This window comes from Micromonospora sp. CNZ322, from assembly GCF_007827755.1.
The window spans coordinates 112,710-133,506 of sequence record NZ_VITD01000018.1 but is presented as its reverse complement, the minus strand read 5'-3'; the positions used below and the strand labels follow the sequence as shown (position 1 = coordinate 133,506).

Genomic DNA, 20,797 nt, shown 5'->3' with positions numbered 1-20,797 from the left:
CGGCTGAGCGGTCGACAATGACCTGACCGACCCAGGGAGCGCCGATGAACCGACCTGTCGTGGTGGGCGTGGACGGATCGCCGTCCAGCCTCGCCGCCGCCGAACACGCGGCGCGGGCCGCCGTGCTCCGGTCCCGACCGCTGCTCCTGGTGCACGGCTACCTGCATCCGTCCGGCTACGGCGTGCCACTCAACCCGTACGACCTCGGGGTGCCGGCGCCGTCCGAGGAGGCGCAGCAGATGTTGGAGCGCACGGCGGCCGAGCTGACCGGCCGGTGGCCCGGCCTCGCCGTCGAGGTGCGTCAGGTCCTCGGGGGCCCGGGGGCCACCATGATCGAGGAGTCCCGCCGGGCGGAGCTGGTCGTGGTGGGCAGCCGTGGCCTGGGCGGGTTCGCCGGGCTGCTGCTCGGCTCGGTCGGCACGCAGGTGGCCGCGCACGCGCACTGCCCGGTGCTGGTGGTCCGCCCGGACGAGCAGCCGATCCCGGTGGACGGCCCGGTGCTGGTCGGCGTGGACGGGTCCGAGCCGTCCCGGCTCGCCGTGAGCCTGGGCGCCGACGAGGCGGGGCTGCGGGACGTGCCGCTGGTGCTGGTGCACGTCGGCCCCCCGGACGGGGACCGGACGATGCCGGAGGAGATCGAGGAGTCGCAGGCCGCGTACCAGGCCGAGGCGGTGCGACTCCTGGCCGACGCCTCCGCCGTGGTGCGCGCCGAACACCCCGACCTGGTGGTGCGCGAGCATCCGGTCCGGGCGGCCGGCGCGGCCCAGGGGCTCATCGAGGCCAGCGGCACCGCGTCGCTGCTGGTCGTGGGCACCCGGGGCCGGGCCGGGTTCGCCGGTCTGCTGCTCGGGTCGGTCAGTCAGGCGGCGATCCAGCACGCGCACTGCCCGGTGCTGGTCGCCCACCCGGTCAGGTGACCGGTGCGCCGCCGTCGCCTCGGCCGAGCATCTGCAGGAAGTCGGTGGTGAGGGCGAACGGGTCGGCCGGCCCGGTGGCCGGTGGCCGGCGCTCGATCTGGTCGGCCAACTCCCCGGCGGCGCGCCGGATCCGAGCGCGCAACGCGCCATCGGCGGTGCCGTCGGACCAGTCCTCCGGGGCGGCGAAGACCGCGGTCGGGACGACCACCGACCGAAGGTAGGCGAACATCGGGCGGACGGCGTGCTCCAGTGCCAACGAGTGCCGGGCGGTGCCGCCGGTCGCGCCGATCAGCACCGGCCGGTCGACCAGCGACTCGGAATCCAACACGTCGAAGAAGGACTTGAACAGCCCGTTGTACGAGGCGCTGAAGATCGGGGTGACGGCGATGAGCCCGTCCGCCCCGGTCACCGTGTCGATGACCTCGCGCAGCGCCGCCGGCGCGAACCCGGTGAGCATGTTGTTCACCACGTCGTGGGCGTACTCGCGCAGGTCGACGACGTGCAGCTCCACTTCGGAGCCGCGCCGGACCAACTCGTCGCGGGTGGCCGCGGCGAGCTGGTCGGCGAGCAGCCGGGTCGACGAGGGCTGACTCAGCCCCGCCGAGACCACGGCCAGGGTGCGGCGGGTCATCGGGTCGCCCCCTCCGGCGCCCTGCCGGTCACGTCGTCGACGGCGTGCACGGTGCTGTCCTTGGCACCGCCCGCGGCGGCGACCAGCGAGGCGTGCGTCGGCGCCGCCGGCACGTGCGCCGGACGCAGCGCGGCGAACTCCTTGCGCAGCACCGGCACGACCTCCTCGCCGAGCAGGTCGAGCTGCTCCAGCACGGTCTTCAGCGGCAACCCGGCGTGGTCCATCAGGAACAGCTGCCGCTGGTAGTCACCGACGTACTCCCGGAAGCCGAGCGTGCGGTCGATGACCTGCTGCGGGCTGCCCACTGTCAGCGGGGTCTCCCGGGTGAACTCCTCCAGCGACGGGCCGTGCCCGTAGACCGGGGCGTTGTCGAAGTAGGGCCGGAACTCCCGGACCGCGTCCTGCGAGTTGCGGCGCATGAACACCTGCCCACCGAGGCCGACGATGGCCTGGTCGGCGGAGCCGTGGCCGTAGTGCGCGTACCGCTGGCGGTAGAGCGCGATCATCCGCTGGGTGTGCTCCTTGGGCCAGAAGATGTGGTTGGCGAAGAAGCCGTCACCGTAGTACGCGGCCTGCTCGGCGATCTCCGGGCTGCGGATCGAGCCGTGCCAGACGAACGGGGGCACGCCGTCGAGCGGGCGCGGCGTCGAGGTGAACGACTGCAACGGGGTGCGGTACTTGCCCTTCCAGTCGACCACGTCCTCGCGCCACAGCCGGTGCAACAGGTCGTAGTTCTCGATGGCCAGGGGGATGCCGGCGCGGATGTCCTTGCCGAACCACGGGTAGACCGGACCGGTGTTGCCGCGACCCATCATGAGGTCCACCCGGCCGTCGGAGAGGTGCTGGAGCATCGCGTAGTCCTCGGCGATCTTCACCGGGTCGTTGGTGGTGATCAGCGTGGTGGCGGTGGACAGCAGCAGCCGCTCGGTACGCGCCGCGATGTAGCCGAGCATTGTGGTCGGTGACGACGGCACGAACGGCGGGTTGTGGTGCTCGCCGGTGGCGAAGACGTCCAGGCCGACCTCCTCGGCCTTCAACGCGATGGCGACCATCGCCTTGATCCGCTCATGCTCGGTCGGCTCCCGACCGGTGGTCGGATCGACAGTGACGTCACCGACGGTGAAGATTCCGAACTGCATGACCAGCTCCTCGCGTGTCAATCGGGTGCCGGCGTGGTACCCGGACGCAGCTCTCAACTTATTTGACGACGCAACTATTCCGTCGGCGGGACGCCCCGCAGTGGCGCCGGTCACCCCCGTAACGGGACATCGGGTCGGGAATCCCCTCGGTGTCCGCCCGGTCAGCCGCCAGCGACCGACGGCAGCACCTGCACCTCCGCGCCGTCCTTGACCGGGGTGGCCAGACCGCCGGAGTGCCGGCAGTCTTCCCCGTCGACGAAGACGTTGACGTAGCGGCGCAGCTCGCCACGCTCGTCGCGGATGCGTCGGGCCAGCCGGGGGTGCGCGACGGCCATCTCGTCGAGGACCCCCCGCAGCGTCCCGGCGGCGGTGACGCTCAGCCGACTCGCGCCCCCGGCCTCGCCGCGCAGCGGGCCGGGCAGCAGCACGGTGACCACGCTCAGACCTCCCCGGCGCGAACGCAGAGCACGTCGGGCAGGTGCGCCGCGACAGTGGACCAGGAGTCGCCCTCGTCGCGGCTGGCGAAGACCGAGCCGGAGCGGGTGCCGAAGTAGACGCCACCGGGGGTGGCGTCGTCGGCGCACATCGCGTCCCGCAGCACCGCCGGATAGAACGGGCCCTCGGGCAGCCCGACCGACAGCGGCTCCCACTTGCCGCCGGCGTCGGCGGAGCGGAACACCCGGCAGCGGTGGTCGGTCGGGAACCGCTCGCCGTCGGCCACCAACGGGAAGGTCCACACCGTGCCGCCGCGCCCCGGGTGGGCCACCATCGGGAAGCCGAAGTCGCTGGGCAGCCCATCGGCGATCGAGGACCAGGTGCGGCCGTCGTCGTCGGAGCGGTAGACGCCGTGGTGGTTCTGCGCGTACAGCCGTTCGGGGTTGCCGGCGTCCCGGGCGACCTTGTGCACGCACTGGCCGAACTCCGGCCACTCGTCGGGCATGAAGTAGGCGCGGATGCCGGTGTTGCCCGGCGCCCAACTCGCCCCGGCGTCCTCCGAGCGGTAGACCCCGCCGGTGGACATGGCGACCAGCAGCCGAGCCGGGTCACGAGGGTGGGGCAGCACTGTGTGCACGGCCTGACCACCGAAGCCGGCCTCCCACTGCGGGCGGTGCGGGTGGTCCCAGAGGGAACGGACCAGCTCGAAGCTGCGGCCACCGTCGGTGGACTTGAACAGCGCCGAGGGTTCGGTGCCGGCCCAGATGACGTCCGGCTCGTCGGGGCCGGCCGGCATCAGCTGCCAGACGCGGCCGAGGGAGACGCCGGTGTCGGCCGGAAACGCGACCGGCGCCTGGTCGGGCTCGTCCCAGGAGGCGCCGAGGTCGTCGCTGGTGGCGACGCTGGGGCCGAAGTGTGAGCTGGTCATGCCGGCGAGCAGCCGCGGGGTGGAACGACGGGTGTCGACCGCGACCGCGTAGACACCGGTCATCGGAAAGTGCGGGCCGGTGATCTCCCAACTGCGCCGGTCGTCGGTGCTGGTGGCGAGAAACAATCCCTTGGCTGTGCCGATCGCGAGCAGTGTCGCCATGACGTCCTCCGAACCGTCGGTGAGCAGGTCCGGTGATTATGGCCACACCCCCCGACAGACTCCGGCGCCCACACGCCGCAAGGGGCGCTCAGCGCCGGACGCGCGGCACGTGCCGGCGGTAGGCGCTGACCGTGGGATCGCCGTCCAGCCAGAACCGCCAGGGCAGGTCGTGGGCGCCGGTCACCCCGACCCGGGGACCCGCCACCACCGTCTCCGGCGGCACCGGCCGGGCCGGGGGCCGCAGGCGGATTGGGCCGTCGCCGAGCAGGTACGCCCCGTACGCCTCACGGTCGATGCCGAGCGCGGAGCAGAGCCGGGCCGGCCCGCGGGCCAGGTCCAGGTCCCGCCGGATGGCCGGCCGGCGCTCCCGTGCCGCGGCCAGCCCGTCGACCACCTCACCGGCGCGCAGCAGCACGGCGGAGGCCACCCCCTCGACCCCGGTGACCACGTTCATGCACCAGTGCATCCCGTAGGTGAAGTAGACGTAGGCGTACCCGGCGGGGCCGAACATCACGGCGTTGCGCGGGGTGGGGCCCCGATGGGCGTGCGAGGCGGGATCGCCGCCACTTCCCGCGTACGCCTCGACCTCGGTGATCCGGACGGTGACCCCGCCAGCGTGCAGTCGGCAGCCGAGCAGCCCGCGCGCCGCCGGCAGCAGTGGACCGGCGAGCAGGTCCGCCAGCGCCGCCAGGTCGGTGTCGGTGCTGCGGTCACCGGACGACAGGGCCATGTCCCGACGGTACCCATCCCGCCACCGGCCCGGCGCGCCGACCATTCAGCGCCGGCCCGAACAAGACTCACGTCGCACATCAGACAGCCGGCCGAACAGTGAAACCGGACCGTCGGCTCGGGAGTGTTCCCGATGTCGTCGCAGGGAGCGACGACATCACGGGAGGGAATCACCATGACCGTACGGAGCATCCGGCGACCACTGATCGCCACCGGCCTCGTCGCGGCAGCCGCGACAGTGGCCTTCACACCGTCGGCCAGCGCGAGCGTCCCGCTGCGGGCCGCGGCGCAGGCCGACAGCGCGTCAGTGACCGCGTTCGTGGTCGGCGCCACGGGCAAGATCGAAGCGAACGGCGCGGCGGCGATCGTGCCGGTCACCGTGACCTGCTCGAAGGCCATCGACTTCGACATCACGGTCAAGGTCGCGCAGGCGGTCGGCCAGACGATGCGCGCGGGCACGACGGTTCGGAGGGTCACCTGCGCGGAGGGCACCCAGCAGGTGCGGATCGCGGTGGTCCCGGTCGAGCGTCCGTTCGCAGCGGGCGTCGCGTTCGGCGTGCTGAACGCGAACCCCTGTGACCCGTACTGCACACCTATGCACGACGAGCGCAAGTTCAACCTGGCGCTCTGAGGCGTCGCCTGGCGGCACGGCATGCGCGTGCCGCCAGGCTTCAACATTTCGTTGACAATCAGGCGTTCATGCGGTGTGCTCGGGGTATGACGACCGAGGACATCTTCACCGCGCCGAACCCTGGCCGGGCCCGCGCCCACCGCACCCACGAGGCGTTACAGCGGATCAGCGAGCGGCACGCCGGCACCGACACGCGGCGCGGCCGGTGGGCCCACCCGTACGTGCTCGACCCGTGGGAGGCCGTCGCCCTGGTCACCGCGCTCGCCGCCGGCGGGGCCGAGCGCGAACCCGCGGAGGAGCCGATCGACGCAACCGACCTCACCGCCGCGCTGACCCTGCTGCCCCACGTCCGCGCCGAGCTGGACGCCCTGGAAGCCGGCCTGCTGACGCTGGCCCGCGACCGGGGGCTGACCTGGCAGACGATTGCGTACGGGCTGGGGCTGGGCAGCGCACAGGCGGCCCGGCAGCGCTACGAGCGGGTCGCCGCCCGCTCGGCTGAGCAGAGCGCCTGACGACGACCGCGCTGGCACGGGCAAGATCGTGCCCGACCATGAAGTAGTGGCCTCGACCTCGGCGGAGACCACGAGATCCCGGATCGAGCGCGATCTTGCCGAGCGGGGTGGGCCGGCCGGGAGAGCAGGCCGACGCCCGGATCGGCACGCCGCGCCTGCGACGGCCGCGGGGCGGGCACACTGTGCGCACGACGAGGAGGCACCCATGGAGCGCGCGGAGATGCTGGCGTACTGCCTGGCCAAGCCGGGAGCATGGCTGGACCAACCGTGGGAGGGCGACGAGGTGGTGAAGGTGGGCGGCCGGATCTTCGCGTTCCTCGGCAGCGACAGCGGCAAGCCGACGGTCGGCATCAAGTGCGGGCCGACCCGGGAGGTGGCCGACGAGTGGCTGCACCGACACCCCGGCGACGCCAGCGTGATGCCCTACATCGGCCGGTCCGGGTGGAACACGCTGCGCCTGGACGGCGGGATCGACGACGAGGAGCTGACCGAGGCGGTCGACTCGTCGTACGACATGGTGGTGGCCAAGCTCCCCAAGCGGGAGCGCCCGACGGCCTGAACCGCCGCGGCGCCGGCGGCCAGCGCCGACGCCACGGCACAGCTCAGCGCGGAACGACCCGCTCGGAGGCCCACTCCCGCCAGCTGGCCAGCCGGTCCGCCGCGTCGGCGAGCTGGTCGGCGACCGGGCCGGGGCCGGTGGAACCGGGGGTGGTCCGGGCGGCGAGAGCCGAACGGACCGAGAGCACGTCGCGCACCGACGGGTCGAGGTGCCCGCTGATCGCGGCGAGGTCCTCGTCGGAGACGTCGTTCAGCTCGCACTCCCGAGCCGCGCAGAGCGCCACCAACTGGCCGGTGATCTCGTGCGCGTCGCGGAACGGCACGTTGCGTCGGACCAGCCAGTCGGCGACCTCGGTGGCGAGGGAGAAGCCGACCGGGGCGGCGGCGACGAGGCGGTCCACCCGGACCGTCATCGTGGAGATCATTCCCGCCAGGGCCGGAAGCAGCAGCTCCAGGGTGTCGACCGCGTCGAAGGCCGGCTCCTTGTCCTCCTGCATGTCCCGGTCGTAGGTCATCGGCAGGCCCTTGAGCATGGTGAGCACGGTCACCAGGCCGCCGACCAGACGCCCCGACTTGCCCCGGGCCAGTTCGGCGATGTCCGCGTTCTTCTTCTGCGGCATGATCGACGAGCCGGTGGCGAACGAGTCGTCCAGCTCCACCCAGCCGAACTCGTGCGAGGTCCAGAGCACCACCTCCTCGCCGAGCCGGGACAGGTGCACCCCGATCAGGGCGGTGGTGAAGAGGAACTCGGCCACGAAGTCCCGGTCGGCGACGGCGTCCATCGAGTTGGCGAACGACGTACGGAAGCCCAGCTCCTTGGCCACCGCCACCGGGTCCAGGGGGAGCCCGGAACCGGCCAGGGCGCCCGCGCCGAGCGGGCTGATCGCCGCCCGGTGGTCCCAGTCGCGCAGCCGCTCGAGGTCGCGCAGCAGTGGCTGCACGTGGGCGAGCAGCCAGTGCCCGAAGGTGACCGGCTGGGCGTGCTGAAGGTGGGTCATCCCCGGCGCGGCGGTGTCGATGTGCCGCTCGGCCTGCTCGACCAGCGCCTCCGCCAACTCGACCAGACGGCTGGCCACGCCCCGGGCGTGGTCGCGCAGGTAGAGCCGCAGGTCGGTGGCGACCTGGTCGTTGCGGGACCGGCCGGCGCGCAGTTTGCCACCGAGGCTGCCGAGACGCTCCAGCAGACCGCGCTCCAGCGCGGTGTGCACGTCCTCGTCGTCGATGGTGGGGCGGAACGTTCCGGAGGCGCAGGCCGCCTCCAGGTCGTCCAGCGCGGCCAGCATCCGGCCCAGTTCCTCCGGATCGAGCAGGCCGGCGCCGGCGAGGACCCGGGCGTGCGCCCGGGAACCGGCGATGTCGTACGGGGCCAGGCGCCAGTCGAACTGCACGCTCACCGACAGTCGGGCGAGCGCCTCGGCGGGGCCGCCCGCGAACCGGCCACCCCAGAGGCTCGTCCGGTTGGTGGCGGCGCTGTTCTCGGTCAGGCTCTTGTCGTCCACATCGCCCATCATTGCGCTGGTTGCCTTTCGCTCGCGACTGCGGGGTTCACTCGCCATGCTCGCGCACTCCGCGCGCTCGCACGGGTCACTGTCCGCCGCCGCCCAATCGGGCGTCCCGAGCGGCGGCCATCCGGCTCGGCAGCCCCCACAGCTGCACGAAGCCCTTGGCCAGGGACTGATCGAAGGTGTCGCCGGTGTCGTAGGTGGCCATTCCGAAGTCGTAGAGGCTCGCCTCGGAGCGCCGGCCGGTCACCGTGGCCCGGCCGCCGTGCAGGATCATCCGTACCTCGCCGCTCACGTGCCGCTGCGCGTCGTCGATGAACGCGTCCAGCGAGTCCTTCAGCGGCGAGAACCACAGCCCGTCGTAGACGAGTTCGCCCCAGCGCTGGTCGACGCCCTTCTTGAACCGGGCCAGGTCCCGCTCGACGGTCACCGCCTCCAACTCCTGGTGGGCGGTGATCAGCGCGATCGCGCCGGGCGCCTCGTACACCTCTCGGCTCTTGATGCCGACCAGGCGGTCCTCGACCATGTCGAGCCGGCCCACGCCCTGAGCGCCGGCGCGCCGGTTGAGCTCCAGGATCGCCTGGTACGGGGTGACCGTCTCACCGTCGATCGCCACCGGCACGCCGCCGTCGAAGGTGATCACGACCTCGTCGGGGTCGCGCTCCTGGGTCGGGTCGGAGGTGTACGAGTAAAGGTTCTCGACGGGGGCGTTCCAGATGTCCTCCAGGAAGCCGGTCTCCACCGCGCGACCCCACAGGTTCTGGTCGATCGAGTACGGCGACTTGGCCGACACGTCGATCGGCAGCCCCTTCTCCTCGGCGAAGGCGATCGCCTTGTCCCGGGTCCAGGCGAAGTCCCGGGCCGGCGCGATGATCTTCAGGTCGGGGGCCAGCGCGTTCAGGCCCACCTCGAACCGGACCTGGTCGTTGCCCTTGCCGGTGCAGCCGTGCGACACGATGGTGCCGCCGTGCTTGCGCGCCGCCGCCACCAGGTGCCTGACGATCAGCGGCCGGGACAGCGCCGACACCAGGGGGTAGCGGTCCATGTAGAGCGCGTTGGCCCGGATCGCCGGCAGGCAGTAGTCGGCCGCGAACTCGTCGCGCGCATCCACCACCTCGGACTCGGCGGCGCCGCAGTCCAGAGCACGCTGCCGGATGGCGTCGAGATCCTCACCGCCCTGCCCGACGTCGACCGCGACCGCGACCACCTCGGCGCCGGTCTGCTCGGACAGGTACGGAATGGCGACGGAGGTGTCCAACCCGCCGGAGTACGCGAGCACGACCCGCTCGGTCATGACGTCGTGTTCCCTTCATCGGTGTCTTCCCGGCGGGCCCAGCCGGCGAGCTTGTCTCCGAGTGCGGCCCCACCGACGGCCTCCCGGGCGACGACGAGGATGGTGTCGTCGCCGGCGATGGTGCCGACGATCTCGGGCAGGCCCGCCCGGTCCAACGCGCTGGCCAGGTACTGGGCTGCGCCCGGCGGTGTCCGCAGCACGGCGATGTTGCCGCTGGAGTCGACCCCGTTGAGCAGTTCGCGCAGCAGCCGTACCAGCCGGGCCGGTGCGGCCTCGGCGTCGCGCAACGGTCGTTGCCCGTCCTCGGGGATCAGGTAGACGGCCGGACCGTCGCCGCCGCGCACCTTGACCGCGCCCAACTCCTCCAGGTCCCGCGAGAGGGTGGCCTGGGTGACGCCCACGCCGTCGGCGGCGAGCAGGTCGGCCAGCTCGGTCTGCGACCGGATCGTCCGGTCGCGGATCAGCTCCACGATCCGGGCGTGCCGGGCCGCACGAGTCAGTGGGGCGGTCATCGCGGCCCCCCGGTGGCGGTGTCGCCAGTCGCGGCGTCTTCCGTCGCGGTTCCCAGCAGGAACGTCAGCAGAGCCTTCTGCGCGTGCAGCCGGTTCTCCGCCTGGTCGAAGACCGCGCTCTGCGGGCCGTCGAGCACCTCGTCGGTGATCTCCTCGCCGCGGTGTGCGGGCAGGCAGTGCAGCACGATCGCGTCCGGTGCGGCCTGACCGAGCAGCTCCTTGTTGACCTGGTACGGCAGGAACGGGGTGATCCGGTCCAACCCGTCGGACTCCTGCCCCATCGACGTCCAGGTGTCGGTGGCCAGCACGTCGGCGTCGCGTACCGCCTGGGCCGGGTCGGTCAGCACCCGCACCGACCCGCCGGTCTCCGCGGCGATCTGGGCGGCCCGTTCCACAACGGCCGGGTCCGGCGCGAAGCCGGCCGGGCCGGCGATCCGCACGTGCATCCCGGCGGTCGCCCCGGCCAGCAGGTACGACTGCGCCATGTTGTTCGCGCCGTCCCCGACGTACGCCAGCGTGCGGCCGGCCGTGCCACCGCACCGCTCCCGGATGGTGAGCAGGTCGGCCAACAGCTGGCACGGGTGGAAACCGTCGGTGAGCGCGTTGACCACCGGCACGGTGGCGCCCGCCGCCACCTCGGCGATCCGCTCGTCACCGTGGGTCCGCAACACGATCGCCGCGACGTAGCGGGACAGCACCCGCCCCGCGTCGGCGAGCGACTCACCGCGACCGAAGTGGGTGACCTGTGTGTCCACCACCAGGGGGTGCCCGCCCAACTCGGCGATGCCGGCGTCGAACGAGATCCTGGTCCGCAGGCTCTGCTTGTCGAAGAGCACCGCCACCGAGCGGGGGCCGACCAGCGGCCGGTGGCCGAACCGGTCCGCCTTCATCCGCGCCGCCAGGTCGAGGACCCTGGACTGTTCGGCTGGCGAGAGGTCGTCGTCGCGCAGGAAGTGCCGGCTCATCGAGTCGTCCCCGTCGTGGTGGTCAGTGTGGCTGGTGCGATCGGCGCGCCGGCGGCGGCCGGGGCGGTCGCGTCCAGTGCGGCGGGCAGCGCCGCGAGGAAGGTGTCCGCCTGGGCGGCGGTGAGGATCAGCGGTGGGGCCAGCCGGATCACACCCGGCTGCACCGGGTTGACCAGGACGCCGGCTTCCCGCAGGGCCTCGGCCAGCACCGAAGCGACCGGCGCGGTGAGCGCCACGCCGATCAGCAGACCGGCGCCGCGTACCTCGGCGATCAGCGGGTGGCCCAGCGCCTCGATGCCGCGACGCAGCCGCTCACCGACCCGCTTGACGTTGTCGAGCAGGCCCTCGTTGGCGATGGTCGCCACCACGGCGAGCGCCGCCGCGCAACTGACCGGGTTGCCGCCGAACGTGGTGCCGTGCGAGCCGGGGGTGAGCAGGTCCGCGGCGGGGCCGAAGGCCAGCGTCGCACCGATGGGCAGCCCGCCACCCAGCCCCTTGGCCAGGGTGACCACGTCCGGCTCCACACCCTCAGCCTGGTGCGCGAACCAGTGCCCGGTACGCCCGATGCCGGTCTGCACCTCGTCGAGGACCAGCAGCGCGCCGTGCCGGGCGGTGATCCGCCGGGCCGCGGCGAGGTAGCCGGCCGGCGGGACCAGCACACCGTTCTCACCCTGGACGGGTTCCAGGATCACCATGGCGGTGGCCTCGGAGACGGCCGCTTCGAGGGCGGCGACATCGCCGTAGTCGACGTGGGTCACCTCGCCGGGCAGCGGCCGGAACGGGTCGGCCTTGGCCGGTTGGCCGGTCAGCGCGAGGGCGCCCATGGTGCGGCCGTGGAAGCCGCCCCTGGTGGCCACCACGTGGGTGCGGCCGGTGCGGCGGGAGAGCTTGAACGCCGCCTCGTTGGCCTCCGCGCCCGAGTTGGCGAAGAACACCCGGCCCGGTCGGCCGGCGAGCGCCAACAGCAGCTCGGCGAGGGCGACCGGCGGCTCGGCCACGTAGAGGTTGGAGACGTGCCCAAGGGTCGCGACCTGCTTCGACACCGCCGCCACCACCGCCGGGTGGGCGTGACCGAGGGCGTTGACCGCGATGCCACCCACCAGGTCCAGGTACTCCCGGCCGGCGTCGTCGACCACGACAGCACCGTCCCCTGAGACCAACGCCATCGGCGGCGTGCCGTAGTTGTCCATCATGGACTGCTTCCACCGCTGTGCCAACGTGCTCATGTCGCGTCCGTCCCGTCTCCCGGCACCACCATCGTTCCGAACCCTTCCGAGGTGAACACCTCGAGCAACGTGGAGTGCGCCACCCGGCCGTCGACGACGTGCGCGGCGGGCACTCCCCCGCGCACCGCCCGCAGGCAGGCCTCCATCTTCGGCACCATCCCCGACTCCAGGCTGGGCAGCAGCTTGGCCAGGTCATCCGCAGCGATCTCGGAGACCAGGCTGGTGGTGTCCGGCCAGTCCGCGTACAGGCCGGCCACGTCGGTGAGCACGACCAGCTTGCGGGCCCGCAACGCGATGGCCAGCGCCGCGGCGGCGGTGTCCGCGTTGAGGTTGTGCAGCACACCCTCCACGTCCGGCGCCACCGTGGAGATCACCGGAATCCGACCGGCCTCGATCAGGTCGGTCACCGCTGACACGTCGACCGACTCGACGTCCCCGACCTGGCCCACGTCGACCGGCACCCCGTCCACGTACGCCGGACGCCGCACCGCGGTGAACAGCCGGGCGTCCTCGCCGGAGAGGCCGACGGCGTACGGTCCGTGCGAGTTGATCAGACCCACCAGCTCCCGGCCCACCTGGCCGACCAGCACCATCCGGACCACGTCCATCGCCTCGGCGGTGGTCACCCGCAGACCCCCCCGGAACTCGCTGGCGATGCCGAGGCGACCCAGCATGGCGGAGATCTGCGGACCACCGCCGTGCACCACCACGGGCTTCAGGCCGGCGTAGCGCAGGAAGACCATGTCGGCCGCGAACGCCCGCTGCAACTCCGGGTCGGTCATCGCGTTGCCGCCGTACTTGACCACGACCGTCGAGCCGGTGAAGCGCGCCAACCAGGGCAGCGCCTCGATCAGGGTCTCCGCCTTGACCTGGGCGCGAGCCAAATCGCTGCTGAGATTCATGTCGAATAGGCCGAGTTCTCGTGCACGTACGCGTGGGAGAGGTCGTTGGTCCAGATCGTGGCGGCCGACGTACCCGCGTGCAGGTCGATCCGGATGGTCACGTCCCGCCCGGTCAGGTCGACCTTCGAGCGGTCCTCGGCGGCGGCGCCGCCCCGGCACACCCACACCCCGTTGACCGCCACGTCCACCTCGTCCGGCTCGAACGCGGCGGCGGTGGTGCCGACGGCGGCGAGGATCCGGCCCCAGTTGGGGTCGTTGCCGAACAACGCCGTCTTGACCAGGTTGTTGCGGGCCACCGTACGGCCCACCTCGACCGCCTCGTCCTCGTCCGCCGCGCCGACCACGTCGATGGCGATCTGCTTGGTGGCGCCCTCGGCGTCGGCCACCAACTGCTGGGCGAGGTCGTGACAGGCCGCGGTGACGGCGGCGGCCAGCTCGGCCGGCGTCGGCTCGATGCCGCTCGCGCCGCTGGCCAGCAGCAGCACCGTGTCGTTGGTGGACATGCAGCCGTCGGAGTCGACCCGGTCGAAGCTGACCCGGGTGGCCGTCCGCAACGCCTCGTCCAGCGTCGCCGGCCCGGCCACCGCGTCGGTGGTCAACACGCAGAGCATGGTGGCCATCCCGGGCGCGAGCATCCCGGCGCCCTTGGCCATGCCGCCGACCGTCCAGCCACTCCCCCGGGCCACAGTGGTCTTCGGCCGGGTGTCGGTGGTCATGATCGCCTCGGCGGCGGCCGGGCCGCCGTCGCGGGACAGCCCACGGATCGCCGAGCGGACGCCCGGCAGCAGCTTCGGCATCGGCAGCCGCTCACCGATCAGGCCGGTCGAGCAGACCGCGACCTCACCGGCACCGAGGATCAACCGAGGGCTGACCGAGGTCAGCGCGGTGGCGGTGTGCTCGGCGGTGGCGTGCGTGTCCTGGAAGCCAGCCGGACCGGTGCAGGCGTTGGCGCCACCGGAGTTGAGCACCACGGCGCGGACCACACCGCCCTGCACGACCTGCTGGGTCCAGAGCACCGGCGCGGCCTTGACCCGGTTGGTGGTGAAGACACCGGCCACTCCGGCGTCCGGGCCGTCGTTGACCACCAGGGCGACGTCCACGCCACCGCTGGTCTTGAGGCCGGCGGCCACACCGGCCGCCCGGAACCCCCGAGGGGTGGTGACGCTCAAGGGGTGACTCCCCACACCGACAGGCCCGTCGTCTCCGGCAGGCCGAGCATCAGGTTGGCGTTCTGTACGGCCTGACCGGCCGCGCCCTTGCCCAGGTTGTCCAACGCGCTGAGCACGATCAGACGACCCGAGTCGACGTCGACGGTGGCCTGTAGGTGGCACGAGTTGGAGCCCAGGGTGGCGGCGGTGTGCGGCCAGCGGCCCTCCGGCAGCACGTGAACGAACGGCGCGTCGGCGTACGCCAGCGCCAGCACCTCCTGCGGGTCGACGCCGCGCGCCGGCACCGCGGTGACGGTGGCCAGGATGCCGCGCGGCATCGGCGCCAGGACCGGGGTGAACGACAGGCCGGTCGCGCCGGTGGCCTGCTTGATCTCCGGGACGTGCTGGTGGGTGCCCACCCGGTACGGCGACAGGTCGCCCATCACCTCGCTGGCCAACAGGTGCGGCTTGGCCGCCCGGCCGGCGCCGGAGGTGCCGGAGGCGGCGACCACCACCACGTCGGCGGGGTTGGCCGCGCCGTCGACGATCAGCGGCGCGAGCGCCAGGGTGATCGCGGCGGCGTAGCAGCCGGTGTTCGCCACCCGGGTGGAGTCGGCGATCAGCTCCCGCTGGCCGGGCAACTCGGGCAGGCCGTAGGTCCACTGCCCGGCGTGCGTGCCACCGTAGTACTGCGCCCAGGCGTACGGGTCGGCGAGCCGGTGGTCGGCACCCAGGTCGACGATCCGCACCTCGGCCGGAAGCTGGGCCGCGAGAGCCGCCGACTGCCCGTGCGGCAGGGCCAGGAAGACCAGGTCCGCATCGGCCAGGATCGTCGGATCGGTCTCGCCGAGCACCAGGTCGAGCCCGGTGAGCTGCGGGTGCACCACGTCGACGCGGTGCCCGGCCTGGCTGTGTGCGGTGGCGGCGACAAGGTCGAACTCCGGGTGCCCGGCGATCAGGCGCAGCAGTTCACCCCCGGCGTACCCGCTCGCCCCGGCGACCGCGACTCGGATCCCCATACTCACCTCCGCATGACTATGCAGCGAAGGCTAGCAGCAGGACGTGGTGACTGCAATTTTATGTGAAGCACTGCATGAAAGTACGACCGGTTGGAGCGCTGGGGTGACGGTCGAAGAAGTACGGCAGCCAACGCTGACAGAACGCGCCGAACGGCCGGACCGCCGGACAGACCCGCCGGCTGAGGCCGGACAGGGACACCACGTCCCGCCGGTCGGTCTGGTTGAACAGGCCGATGGTGACGTCGAAGACGCCACGTTGCACGGCGGCCTGGACACCCGCGGCCAGGATGTCCGCATCCAACTCGTCGACGGCGACATCCCGCCTGAGCAACTCGCCAGCCACAGCCGGCAACAGGTTGTTGCTGACGACCGTGATCAGTTTCGGATTCGGCGTGAGATCGATGACGGACGACGAGTAGCCCGCGACGTTGACGAAGGCCTCGGTGAAGGGCAGCAGGATCTCCGCCGTGCCCCACTCCCCGACCAGTTCCGACGCCGACCGCGACACCTCGGAGACCAGGTACAGATGGGTGGCGAGGACGGCGTACCGGACACGCGGATCACCGGCCAGCAGTTGCCCGATCCGGAACTCCTCAGCGCTGAAGCAGAGCCGGGCGAGCATGTACACGCGGGCCAACTCCCGCGCCTCGGCGGTCGTCAACAACACCTCGGCAGACCCGGCGCGCGGCGCGGGGACGCCCGCCGACGACCGGCGCGAGCGCCGGCCCTCCTCGCCTGCGGCACCGATCGCATCGTCGAGCGTCGAGAAGATGCGGTCGGCCGCCGGCGGCGGAGCGTCCGGACCGCCCCGACACCTCTGGACGAGGTCCGGCCAGTGCGTCGACAAGCGGCTCATGACATCCCGGCACGCCTCGGCGTGGGACCGGCCCCGTAGTGACGCGAGCCGCTCGATACTGCGGAGCAGGTGCTCGGCCGGCGAGCCCGCGGTGGTCTCCTTGCGTAGCCGAGCGACCGCGGCCGGCAGGCTCCGGCCGGCCGTCAGCCCGAAGTAGCCGTCGAGGGTGTCGAGGTCGGCCGCGCCGAAGCGCACCGCCACCGGCTTCCCGGTCACGACCCGCCTCCAGTAGTACGCGCTGAGCGCGGCGGGATCCGCCAGCAGCGCGCCGAGATCACCGGACTCCGGCGAGGGCCGCCCCGGCGGCAGCACACGCCGCAGCAGCGCGCGCACGAAGTCGTCGTTGCGCGCGGTCACCTCGGCGGACGCGGCCTGAAACCAGACCTCGGACGCCAGCTTGGCGGTCTGCCTCTCCTCGTTCACGGATTCGAGGTAGGTGTCCAGCTTCTCCTTCTCCGGGTGTGCCGGGCACTGTTCGCCCAGCGAGGGCGCCGCCAGCCGGATGTACATCCTGAACAACTCGCCCGTGATCTCGCGGCCCGCAGCGCCCAGGTCGAAAAGGTCGTCGGCCAGCACGGAGCCGAGGGCACCGAACACACACCCGGTGGCCAGAGACGCGTCGTCGGCGATGTCAGCGGCCGCGACGCACAGATCGACGATGAAGCGCCGCAGGGACAGCGCGGCCGCGCTCCCGTCGGTCGAACCCCAGATCGGGCCGGCGGGCCGGGACGCGACCGCCGTCGACAGGAGCCGCCGCAGGGCGACCAGCGCGCCGTGCAGCTCCTCGGCGAGTTCGCCGACCGGCCGGCGCGGTGGCGCGGACTCCGCGCGCAGGACCGCACCGAGGTCGTGCCGCGTGACGATGTCCCGGATGTGCTCCGGCGTCATCTCCCGGATCACGATGCGCGCCCGCTTCCGCACCTCCTCCCGCAGGTCGGTGTAGAGCGGCATGTTGAGGGCGCCCTGCAGGTCGTACTGCATGCGCAGAACGAGTCGCTGCACGATGGGCGTGTCGTCGTCGACAGCCGTGGCCAGCGTGGCGCGGCGCAGTCGGTCGAGGGAGACGCCCGCGCTCTGCCGCTCGTACCAGGAGCGAAAGCCCTCGTCGCGAAGGAGATGCCGGTCCGGGTCGACGACGAAGCCGGACCGGGACGCGGCGGCCGCGAGCGCCGCGACGACCCGGGGCATCTCGTCGGCGAGAAGCTCCAGGAAGGGGCGCCCGTCCCCGGTCGCCAACAGGAACCGGTCGAGAGCCGACCCCGGGAGGTCGCTGGCGCCGAGGAAGCCGGTGCCCTCGTCGGTCCGGTGGAACGCCGCCATGATCGCGCTGCGTGGCCCGCCGGCGGACGTACGGTACCGGTGATGGACCAGCCGACTCGCGGCGAAGATCGTGTGACACGGCGCCGCGATGTCCTGGAGATGGACGACTCGCGGGAGGCCGTCGTCGAAGAAGCGGGCCTGGGCGGCGAGCGCCTCGTCCACCCGGGCCTGCGAGGGAAAGATGCAGCTGTCCTCGTCGCTCCACGCGGTGCCGTCGTCGTTCACGAAGCACTGCCGCAGGAGCCGATTCGTGCGGGGCAGGTAGGTGAGCCCCTGCCCCGAGGGCCCTCGACCGGTGCCCATCGTCCAGGTGACGATCACCTTGAACTCGTCCATGAAGGGGCTGTTGTCGACGTGCAGGGTGTTGTCCCGCGCCACCACGTCGAGTGGCTGCGTGTCCTTCGCCCGCAAGTCGATGATCTTCACGGGCCCGCCGAGGGCGTGCGCGACGAGCGCGACCAGCAGCGGATGAGCGAACGCCTCCCGGAATTCGGGGTGCTCCACCAGGGAGCCCGCGTCCGCGACGTTCAGGTAGTTGTGCAGCGAGCCACGGCTGCCCCTGGTGTCGATCGCCGAGTCGTACACCCGCCGCGCGCCGTCGAAACGCTCGGGTGGGACGAGCCCGGCGAAGCTGAGCGCACCCTCGGCCGCGAGGTTCCCGCTCAGCGACGTGAAGGTGTTCAGGAGGAGCGGACCACCCAACTCCGCCCGGCACGCACTGTCGACGATCGCTTCGATCTCGCGCCGGAACCTCGTGGCTTCCCGCTCCCGCCGCAGTTGCCGATACGACGCAGGGCTGGCCAGCTCGTCAGCCGGGACGAGCGGCGCGTACCGAGGGCTCATATCGCCGGACTCCCGACCACCAACGTCGACTGGGTGAGATCCGGATAGTGCTCCAGGCGGGCCAGCGCCCGTCGGACCTCTTCCACGGCGCTGGCGTTTCCGCCCTGACCGTACGCCTGCTCAAGCTGGCCCAGGATCGTCCGGACGGAACGGAAGTTGCCGAGGGACTCCTCGACCCGCCAGGCCCGCTCCAACCAGGTGCAGCCCTCCTCGACCTCGCCCGACCGGAGGCCGGTCGCGCCGAGCAGGCGCAGGGCCAGCGCCCGGCCGTAGTCATTGCCGCGCTCCTCGCACATGGCGAGGCTGCGCAGGCCGAGCCCCCGGGCCCAGGAATGGTGGCCCAGTTCGTTCAGGGCACGGGCCGCGTCGTACAGCCCCCGGGCCTCGCGGACGACATTGTTGCCGTTTCTGGATTCCCGGGCCGCCCGCAGCCCCCAGCGCAGCCCGTCCCGGTGGTCACCCGACCGGAGGCAGAGCTCGGCCATGGCGTGATGCGACGACGCCCGACCCGAATCGTCGCCGGACGTCGCGTCCAGAGCCATGGAGGCGCGCAACTGCTCCTTCGCCGGCTCAAGCTGACCAATGTCGGCGTAGGCACGCCCGAGGGCGCGTCGGGACAGCGCCTCCATCGCCGGGTCACCGGCGGCCGCCGCGGCAACAGCCTCCCGTTGGACGGACAGCGTTCTCGTGACGTCCTGACGCCAGTAGAGGAACGTGTTGAGCGCCCGCGCGAACCGGGTGATGAAGGCGAAGTCGTCGTCGGCCCGGGCCTGCTCGATGAGGTAGATCAGGGACGCGGTGATCGACTCGAACCAGGAGAGGGCCTGCGCCACTGTGAAGCTGGCCGACCCGACGACCGCCAGCAGCTCCTGGTCCGCGGGCAGGGAGTCCCGGTGTGGGTCGATGGCGCGATCGGCGGCGTAGCTCAACGCCAGGTGGACGGTGCGGATGCGGCGCGCGGTCAGAACCTGCTCGGCGGGGTCCAGCACCTGCCCGAGCGTCTCCGCGAGATAGGCCTTCATCAGGTCGTGGAAGCGGTAACGGCCAGGGCTGATCTCGTCGATGAGAGATGCCAGGCACAGGGCTTGAAGACTGCGGTCACACACCCGCCTGGGCTGGTCGAGGACGAGGCACAGCACCGCCACCGAGCATTCGTTGCTGGGCAGCATGGACGCGACGTAGAGGACCTTCGTCGTCGCCGCGTCGAGGTCGTCGAGTGACCAGGAGATGACGCGACCGACCTCGATGCCCAGGCCGGCGTCATCGAGGAAGCGAAGTGGGCTCTGCTCCTCCTCGATTCCCCTCGCGGCGTCGTCGATCGTCCAGGTGGTCTGGATGGCAAGCTTCGCCGAGACGATGGCCAGCGCCAACGGGTGCCCCTCCAGAAGCTGCACGATGCGCCGGGCGGCGGCCTGCTCCCGTTCGACGCGGACGAACCCGACACGTTCGGCGATGAGCTCCACCCCCTCGTCGAGGGTGAGCAACGGAAGTTTGATGACCCGGGCGTCGTGACGAACGCTCATCTCAGGGATCGCCCGGCGGCTGGTGACCACCAGCACCGACCCGAAGCCCGGCACCAGGTCCCGAACCTGCTCGTAGGAACCCACGTTGTCCACAATGACGAGGCAACGTCGGCCAGCGGTGACGGCGCGGAAGACGCCGCCCCACTCCGCCTCGTTGTCAGGAAGGTCGGACCGGTTGATCCCCAGCGTGGCGAGGAAGCTGCGCAGGGCGTCCCGGGTCTCGATGCGCGGTGTGCCGGAGTACGCGCACATGTCGACGAAGAACTGCCCGTCGGGATATTCGGCGATGCGCGAGCTGGCCCAGGCGACCGCGAGGGTGGTCTTGCCCGAGCCGGCCAGACCCCACAGCATGCAGCAGCGCGAGCCGGGCGTTGTCATCGCCTCGTCCATCTCGTGCAGCAGGTGGTGCCTGCCGACGATCCTCCCGATGCCGCCCGGGAGCATGTGCGGTGGCTCGGGCACCCGCGCCGCCGCTCGCGGCTGTTCGACGTAGATCGGGCCGGAGGAGCCCACCTGGAGGACCTGGTGCGCCAACAGGCCTTCGGCCACGTTGTGCGACGAGCTTCCGGAGGCGGGCTCCATGTCGGCCACCTTCCGGCTACATCGTGATGTCGCCGACGCGCTGGGCCTGCACCAGCTTGCCCACGTTGCTGGAGGCCACCACGTTGGTGCTGCCGATCGACATGGGCCCCTGCCGGAGCTCCCGCAGAAACTCCGGGTCCTCGGCCGCGAAACGGGCCAGGAGCGCACGGAGTTGCGCCATGTCGTCCGCCGAGGCGTCGCCCTGCGCGACCCGGTCAAGGGATTCGAGCATCCCCACCGGCTCGTCACTGCGGACGAATCGCCGCCGGATCATGTCGACGAGTGCCGCCCCGGACCCCTCGGCGATCTTGACGAGCGCCGCGGCGACGATTGCCTCGATCATGCGCTGCTCCTTGACCTGAAGGCCTGCGACAGGCGTCGGCACTCACCCCTTCGCCAGGCAAGGCTACCGATTCGTGTCGACCTCGGAAAGGCTCGTGACATGGTCGGCAACGTCGACACC

Annotated in this window: 20 protein-coding genes; 4 read left to right on the top strand and 16 right to left on the bottom strand. The window is 71.9% G+C overall.

What is annotated here, in order from left to right:
- Positions 1-44: 44 nt before the first annotated feature.
- On the top strand, positions 45-917 hold the full coding sequence (locus FB453_RS30330) for a universal stress protein (RefSeq protein WP_145795666.1): 873 nt from the start codon (positions 45-47) through the stop codon (positions 915-917).
- Here FB453_RS30330 and FB453_RS30325 read toward each other — a convergent pair.
- The 5 genes from FB453_RS30325 to FB453_RS30305 all read right to left on the bottom strand — a co-directional run bounded on the left by FB453_RS30325 (position 910) and on the right by FB453_RS30305 (position 4,942).
- Positions 910-1,548, bottom strand: a complete 639-nt coding sequence (locus FB453_RS30325) for an FMN reductase (RefSeq protein WP_145795663.1) — start codon at positions 1,546-1,548, stop codon at positions 910-912. The two genes, FB453_RS30330 and FB453_RS30325, sit on opposite strands and share 8 nt — an antisense overlap.
- Positions 1,545-2,687 (bottom strand): LLM class flavin-dependent oxidoreductase, encoded by a 1,143-nt coding sequence (locus FB453_RS30320; protein WP_145795660.1) that lies wholly within the window; start codon positions 2,685-2,687, stop codon positions 1,545-1,547. Before FB453_RS30320 ends, FB453_RS30325 begins: the two co-directional genes overlap by 4 nt.
- A gap of 161 nt (positions 2,688-2,848) precedes the next feature.
- On the bottom strand, positions 2,849-3,124 hold the full coding sequence (locus tag FB453_RS30315) for a ubiquitin-like small modifier protein 1 (RefSeq protein WP_145795658.1): 276 nt from the start codon (positions 3,122-3,124) through the stop codon (positions 2,849-2,851).
- 2 nt (positions 3,125-3,126) lie between these two features.
- Positions 3,127-4,212: an exo-alpha-sialidase gene (locus FB453_RS30310; protein WP_145795656.1), complete on the bottom strand. Its 1,086-nt coding sequence runs from the start codon at positions 4,210-4,212 to the stop codon at positions 3,127-3,129.
- 88 nt (positions 4,213-4,300) lie between these two features.
- A complete protein-coding gene (locus tag FB453_RS30305; protein WP_145795654.1) occupies positions 4,301-4,942 on the bottom strand; it encodes a DNA-3-methyladenine glycosylase in 642 nt (213 codons plus the stop codon).
- A 174-nt stretch (positions 4,943-5,116) separates the two neighbouring features.
- Here FB453_RS30305 and FB453_RS30300 point away from each other — a divergent pair, with 174 nt between their 5' ends.
- The 3 genes from FB453_RS30300 to FB453_RS30290 all read left to right on the top strand — a co-directional run bounded on the left by FB453_RS30300 (position 5,117) and on the right by FB453_RS30290 (position 6,643).
- On the top strand, positions 5,117-5,572 hold the full coding sequence (locus FB453_RS30300; RefSeq protein ID WP_145795651.1) for a hypothetical protein: 456 nt from the start codon (positions 5,117-5,119) through the stop codon (positions 5,570-5,572).
- An 86-nt stretch (positions 5,573-5,658) separates the two neighbouring features.
- A complete protein-coding gene (locus FB453_RS30295) occupies positions 5,659-6,084 on the top strand; it encodes a DNA-binding protein (protein ID WP_145795649.1) in 426 nt (141 codons plus the stop codon).
- 205 nt (positions 6,085-6,289) lie between these two features.
- The gene (locus tag FB453_RS30290; protein WP_091402014.1) at positions 6,290-6,643 is read left to right on the top strand and encodes an MmcQ/YjbR family DNA-binding protein; all 354 of its coding nucleotides are present in this window, start codon (positions 6,290-6,292) and stop codon (positions 6,641-6,643) included.
- 43 nt (positions 6,644-6,686) lie between these two features.
- Here the strand turns inward: FB453_RS30290 and argH are convergent, their stop codons facing one another.
- The 11 genes from argH to FB453_RS30235 all read right to left on the bottom strand — a co-directional run bounded on the left by argH (position 6,687) and on the right by FB453_RS30235 (position 20,677).
- A complete protein-coding gene (gene argH / locus FB453_RS30285; RefSeq protein WP_112584637.1) occupies positions 6,687-8,150 on the bottom strand; it encodes an argininosuccinate lyase in 1,464 nt (487 codons plus the stop codon).
- 76 nt (positions 8,151-8,226) lie between these two features.
- Positions 8,227-9,438, bottom strand: a complete 1,212-nt coding sequence (locus FB453_RS30280) for an argininosuccinate synthase (protein ID WP_145795647.1) — start codon at positions 9,436-9,438, stop codon at positions 8,227-8,229.
- Positions 9,435-9,950: an arginine repressor gene (locus FB453_RS30275; protein ID WP_145795645.1), complete on the bottom strand. Its 516-nt coding sequence runs from the start codon at positions 9,948-9,950 to the stop codon at positions 9,435-9,437. The genes FB453_RS30280 and FB453_RS30275 overlap by 4 nt, the downstream gene beginning before the upstream one ends.
- Positions 9,947-10,915: an ornithine carbamoyltransferase gene (gene argF / locus FB453_RS30270; RefSeq protein ID WP_145795643.1), complete on the bottom strand. Its 969-nt coding sequence runs from the start codon at positions 10,913-10,915 to the stop codon at positions 9,947-9,949. Before argF ends, FB453_RS30275 begins: the two co-directional genes overlap by 4 nt.
- A complete protein-coding gene (locus tag FB453_RS30265; protein ID WP_145795640.1) occupies positions 10,912-12,141 on the bottom strand; it encodes an acetylornithine transaminase in 1,230 nt (409 codons plus the stop codon). The genes argF and FB453_RS30265 overlap by 4 nt, the downstream gene beginning before the upstream one ends.
- Entirely contained in the window at positions 12,138-13,043 is a 906-nt protein-coding gene (argB, locus tag FB453_RS30260; protein ID WP_112699801.1) for an acetylglutamate kinase, read from the bottom strand. Before argB ends, FB453_RS30265 begins: the two co-directional genes overlap by 4 nt.
- The gene (gene argJ / locus FB453_RS30255) at positions 13,040-14,212 is read right to left on the bottom strand and encodes a bifunctional glutamate N-acetyltransferase/amino-acid acetyltransferase ArgJ (protein WP_145795638.1); all 1,173 of its coding nucleotides are present in this window, start codon (positions 14,210-14,212) and stop codon (positions 13,040-13,042) included. Before argJ ends, argB begins: the two co-directional genes overlap by 4 nt.
- On the bottom strand, positions 14,209-15,210 hold the full coding sequence (gene argC / locus FB453_RS30250) for an N-acetyl-gamma-glutamyl-phosphate reductase (protein WP_145795635.1): 1,002 nt from the start codon (positions 15,208-15,210) through the stop codon (positions 14,209-14,211). The genes argJ and argC overlap by 4 nt, the downstream gene beginning before the upstream one ends.
- Before the next feature lie 58 nt (positions 15,211-15,268).
- On the bottom strand, positions 15,269-18,229 hold the full coding sequence (locus tag FB453_RS30245) for a hypothetical protein (RefSeq protein ID WP_145795633.1): 2,961 nt from the start codon (positions 18,227-18,229) through the stop codon (positions 15,269-15,271).
- Positions 18,226-20,334 carry an NB-ARC domain-containing protein gene (locus tag FB453_RS30240; RefSeq protein WP_145795631.1) on the bottom strand — a complete coding sequence of 703 codons (2,109 nt, stop codon included), beginning with the start codon at positions 20,332-20,334 and terminating at the stop codon, positions 18,226-18,228. The genes FB453_RS30245 and FB453_RS30240 overlap by 4 nt, the downstream gene beginning before the upstream one ends.
- Before the next feature lie 16 nt (positions 20,335-20,350).
- Entirely contained in the window at positions 20,351-20,677 is a 327-nt protein-coding gene (locus FB453_RS30235; protein WP_145795629.1) for a hypothetical protein, read from the bottom strand.
- Between the last annotated feature and the right edge of the window lie 120 nt (positions 20,678-20,797).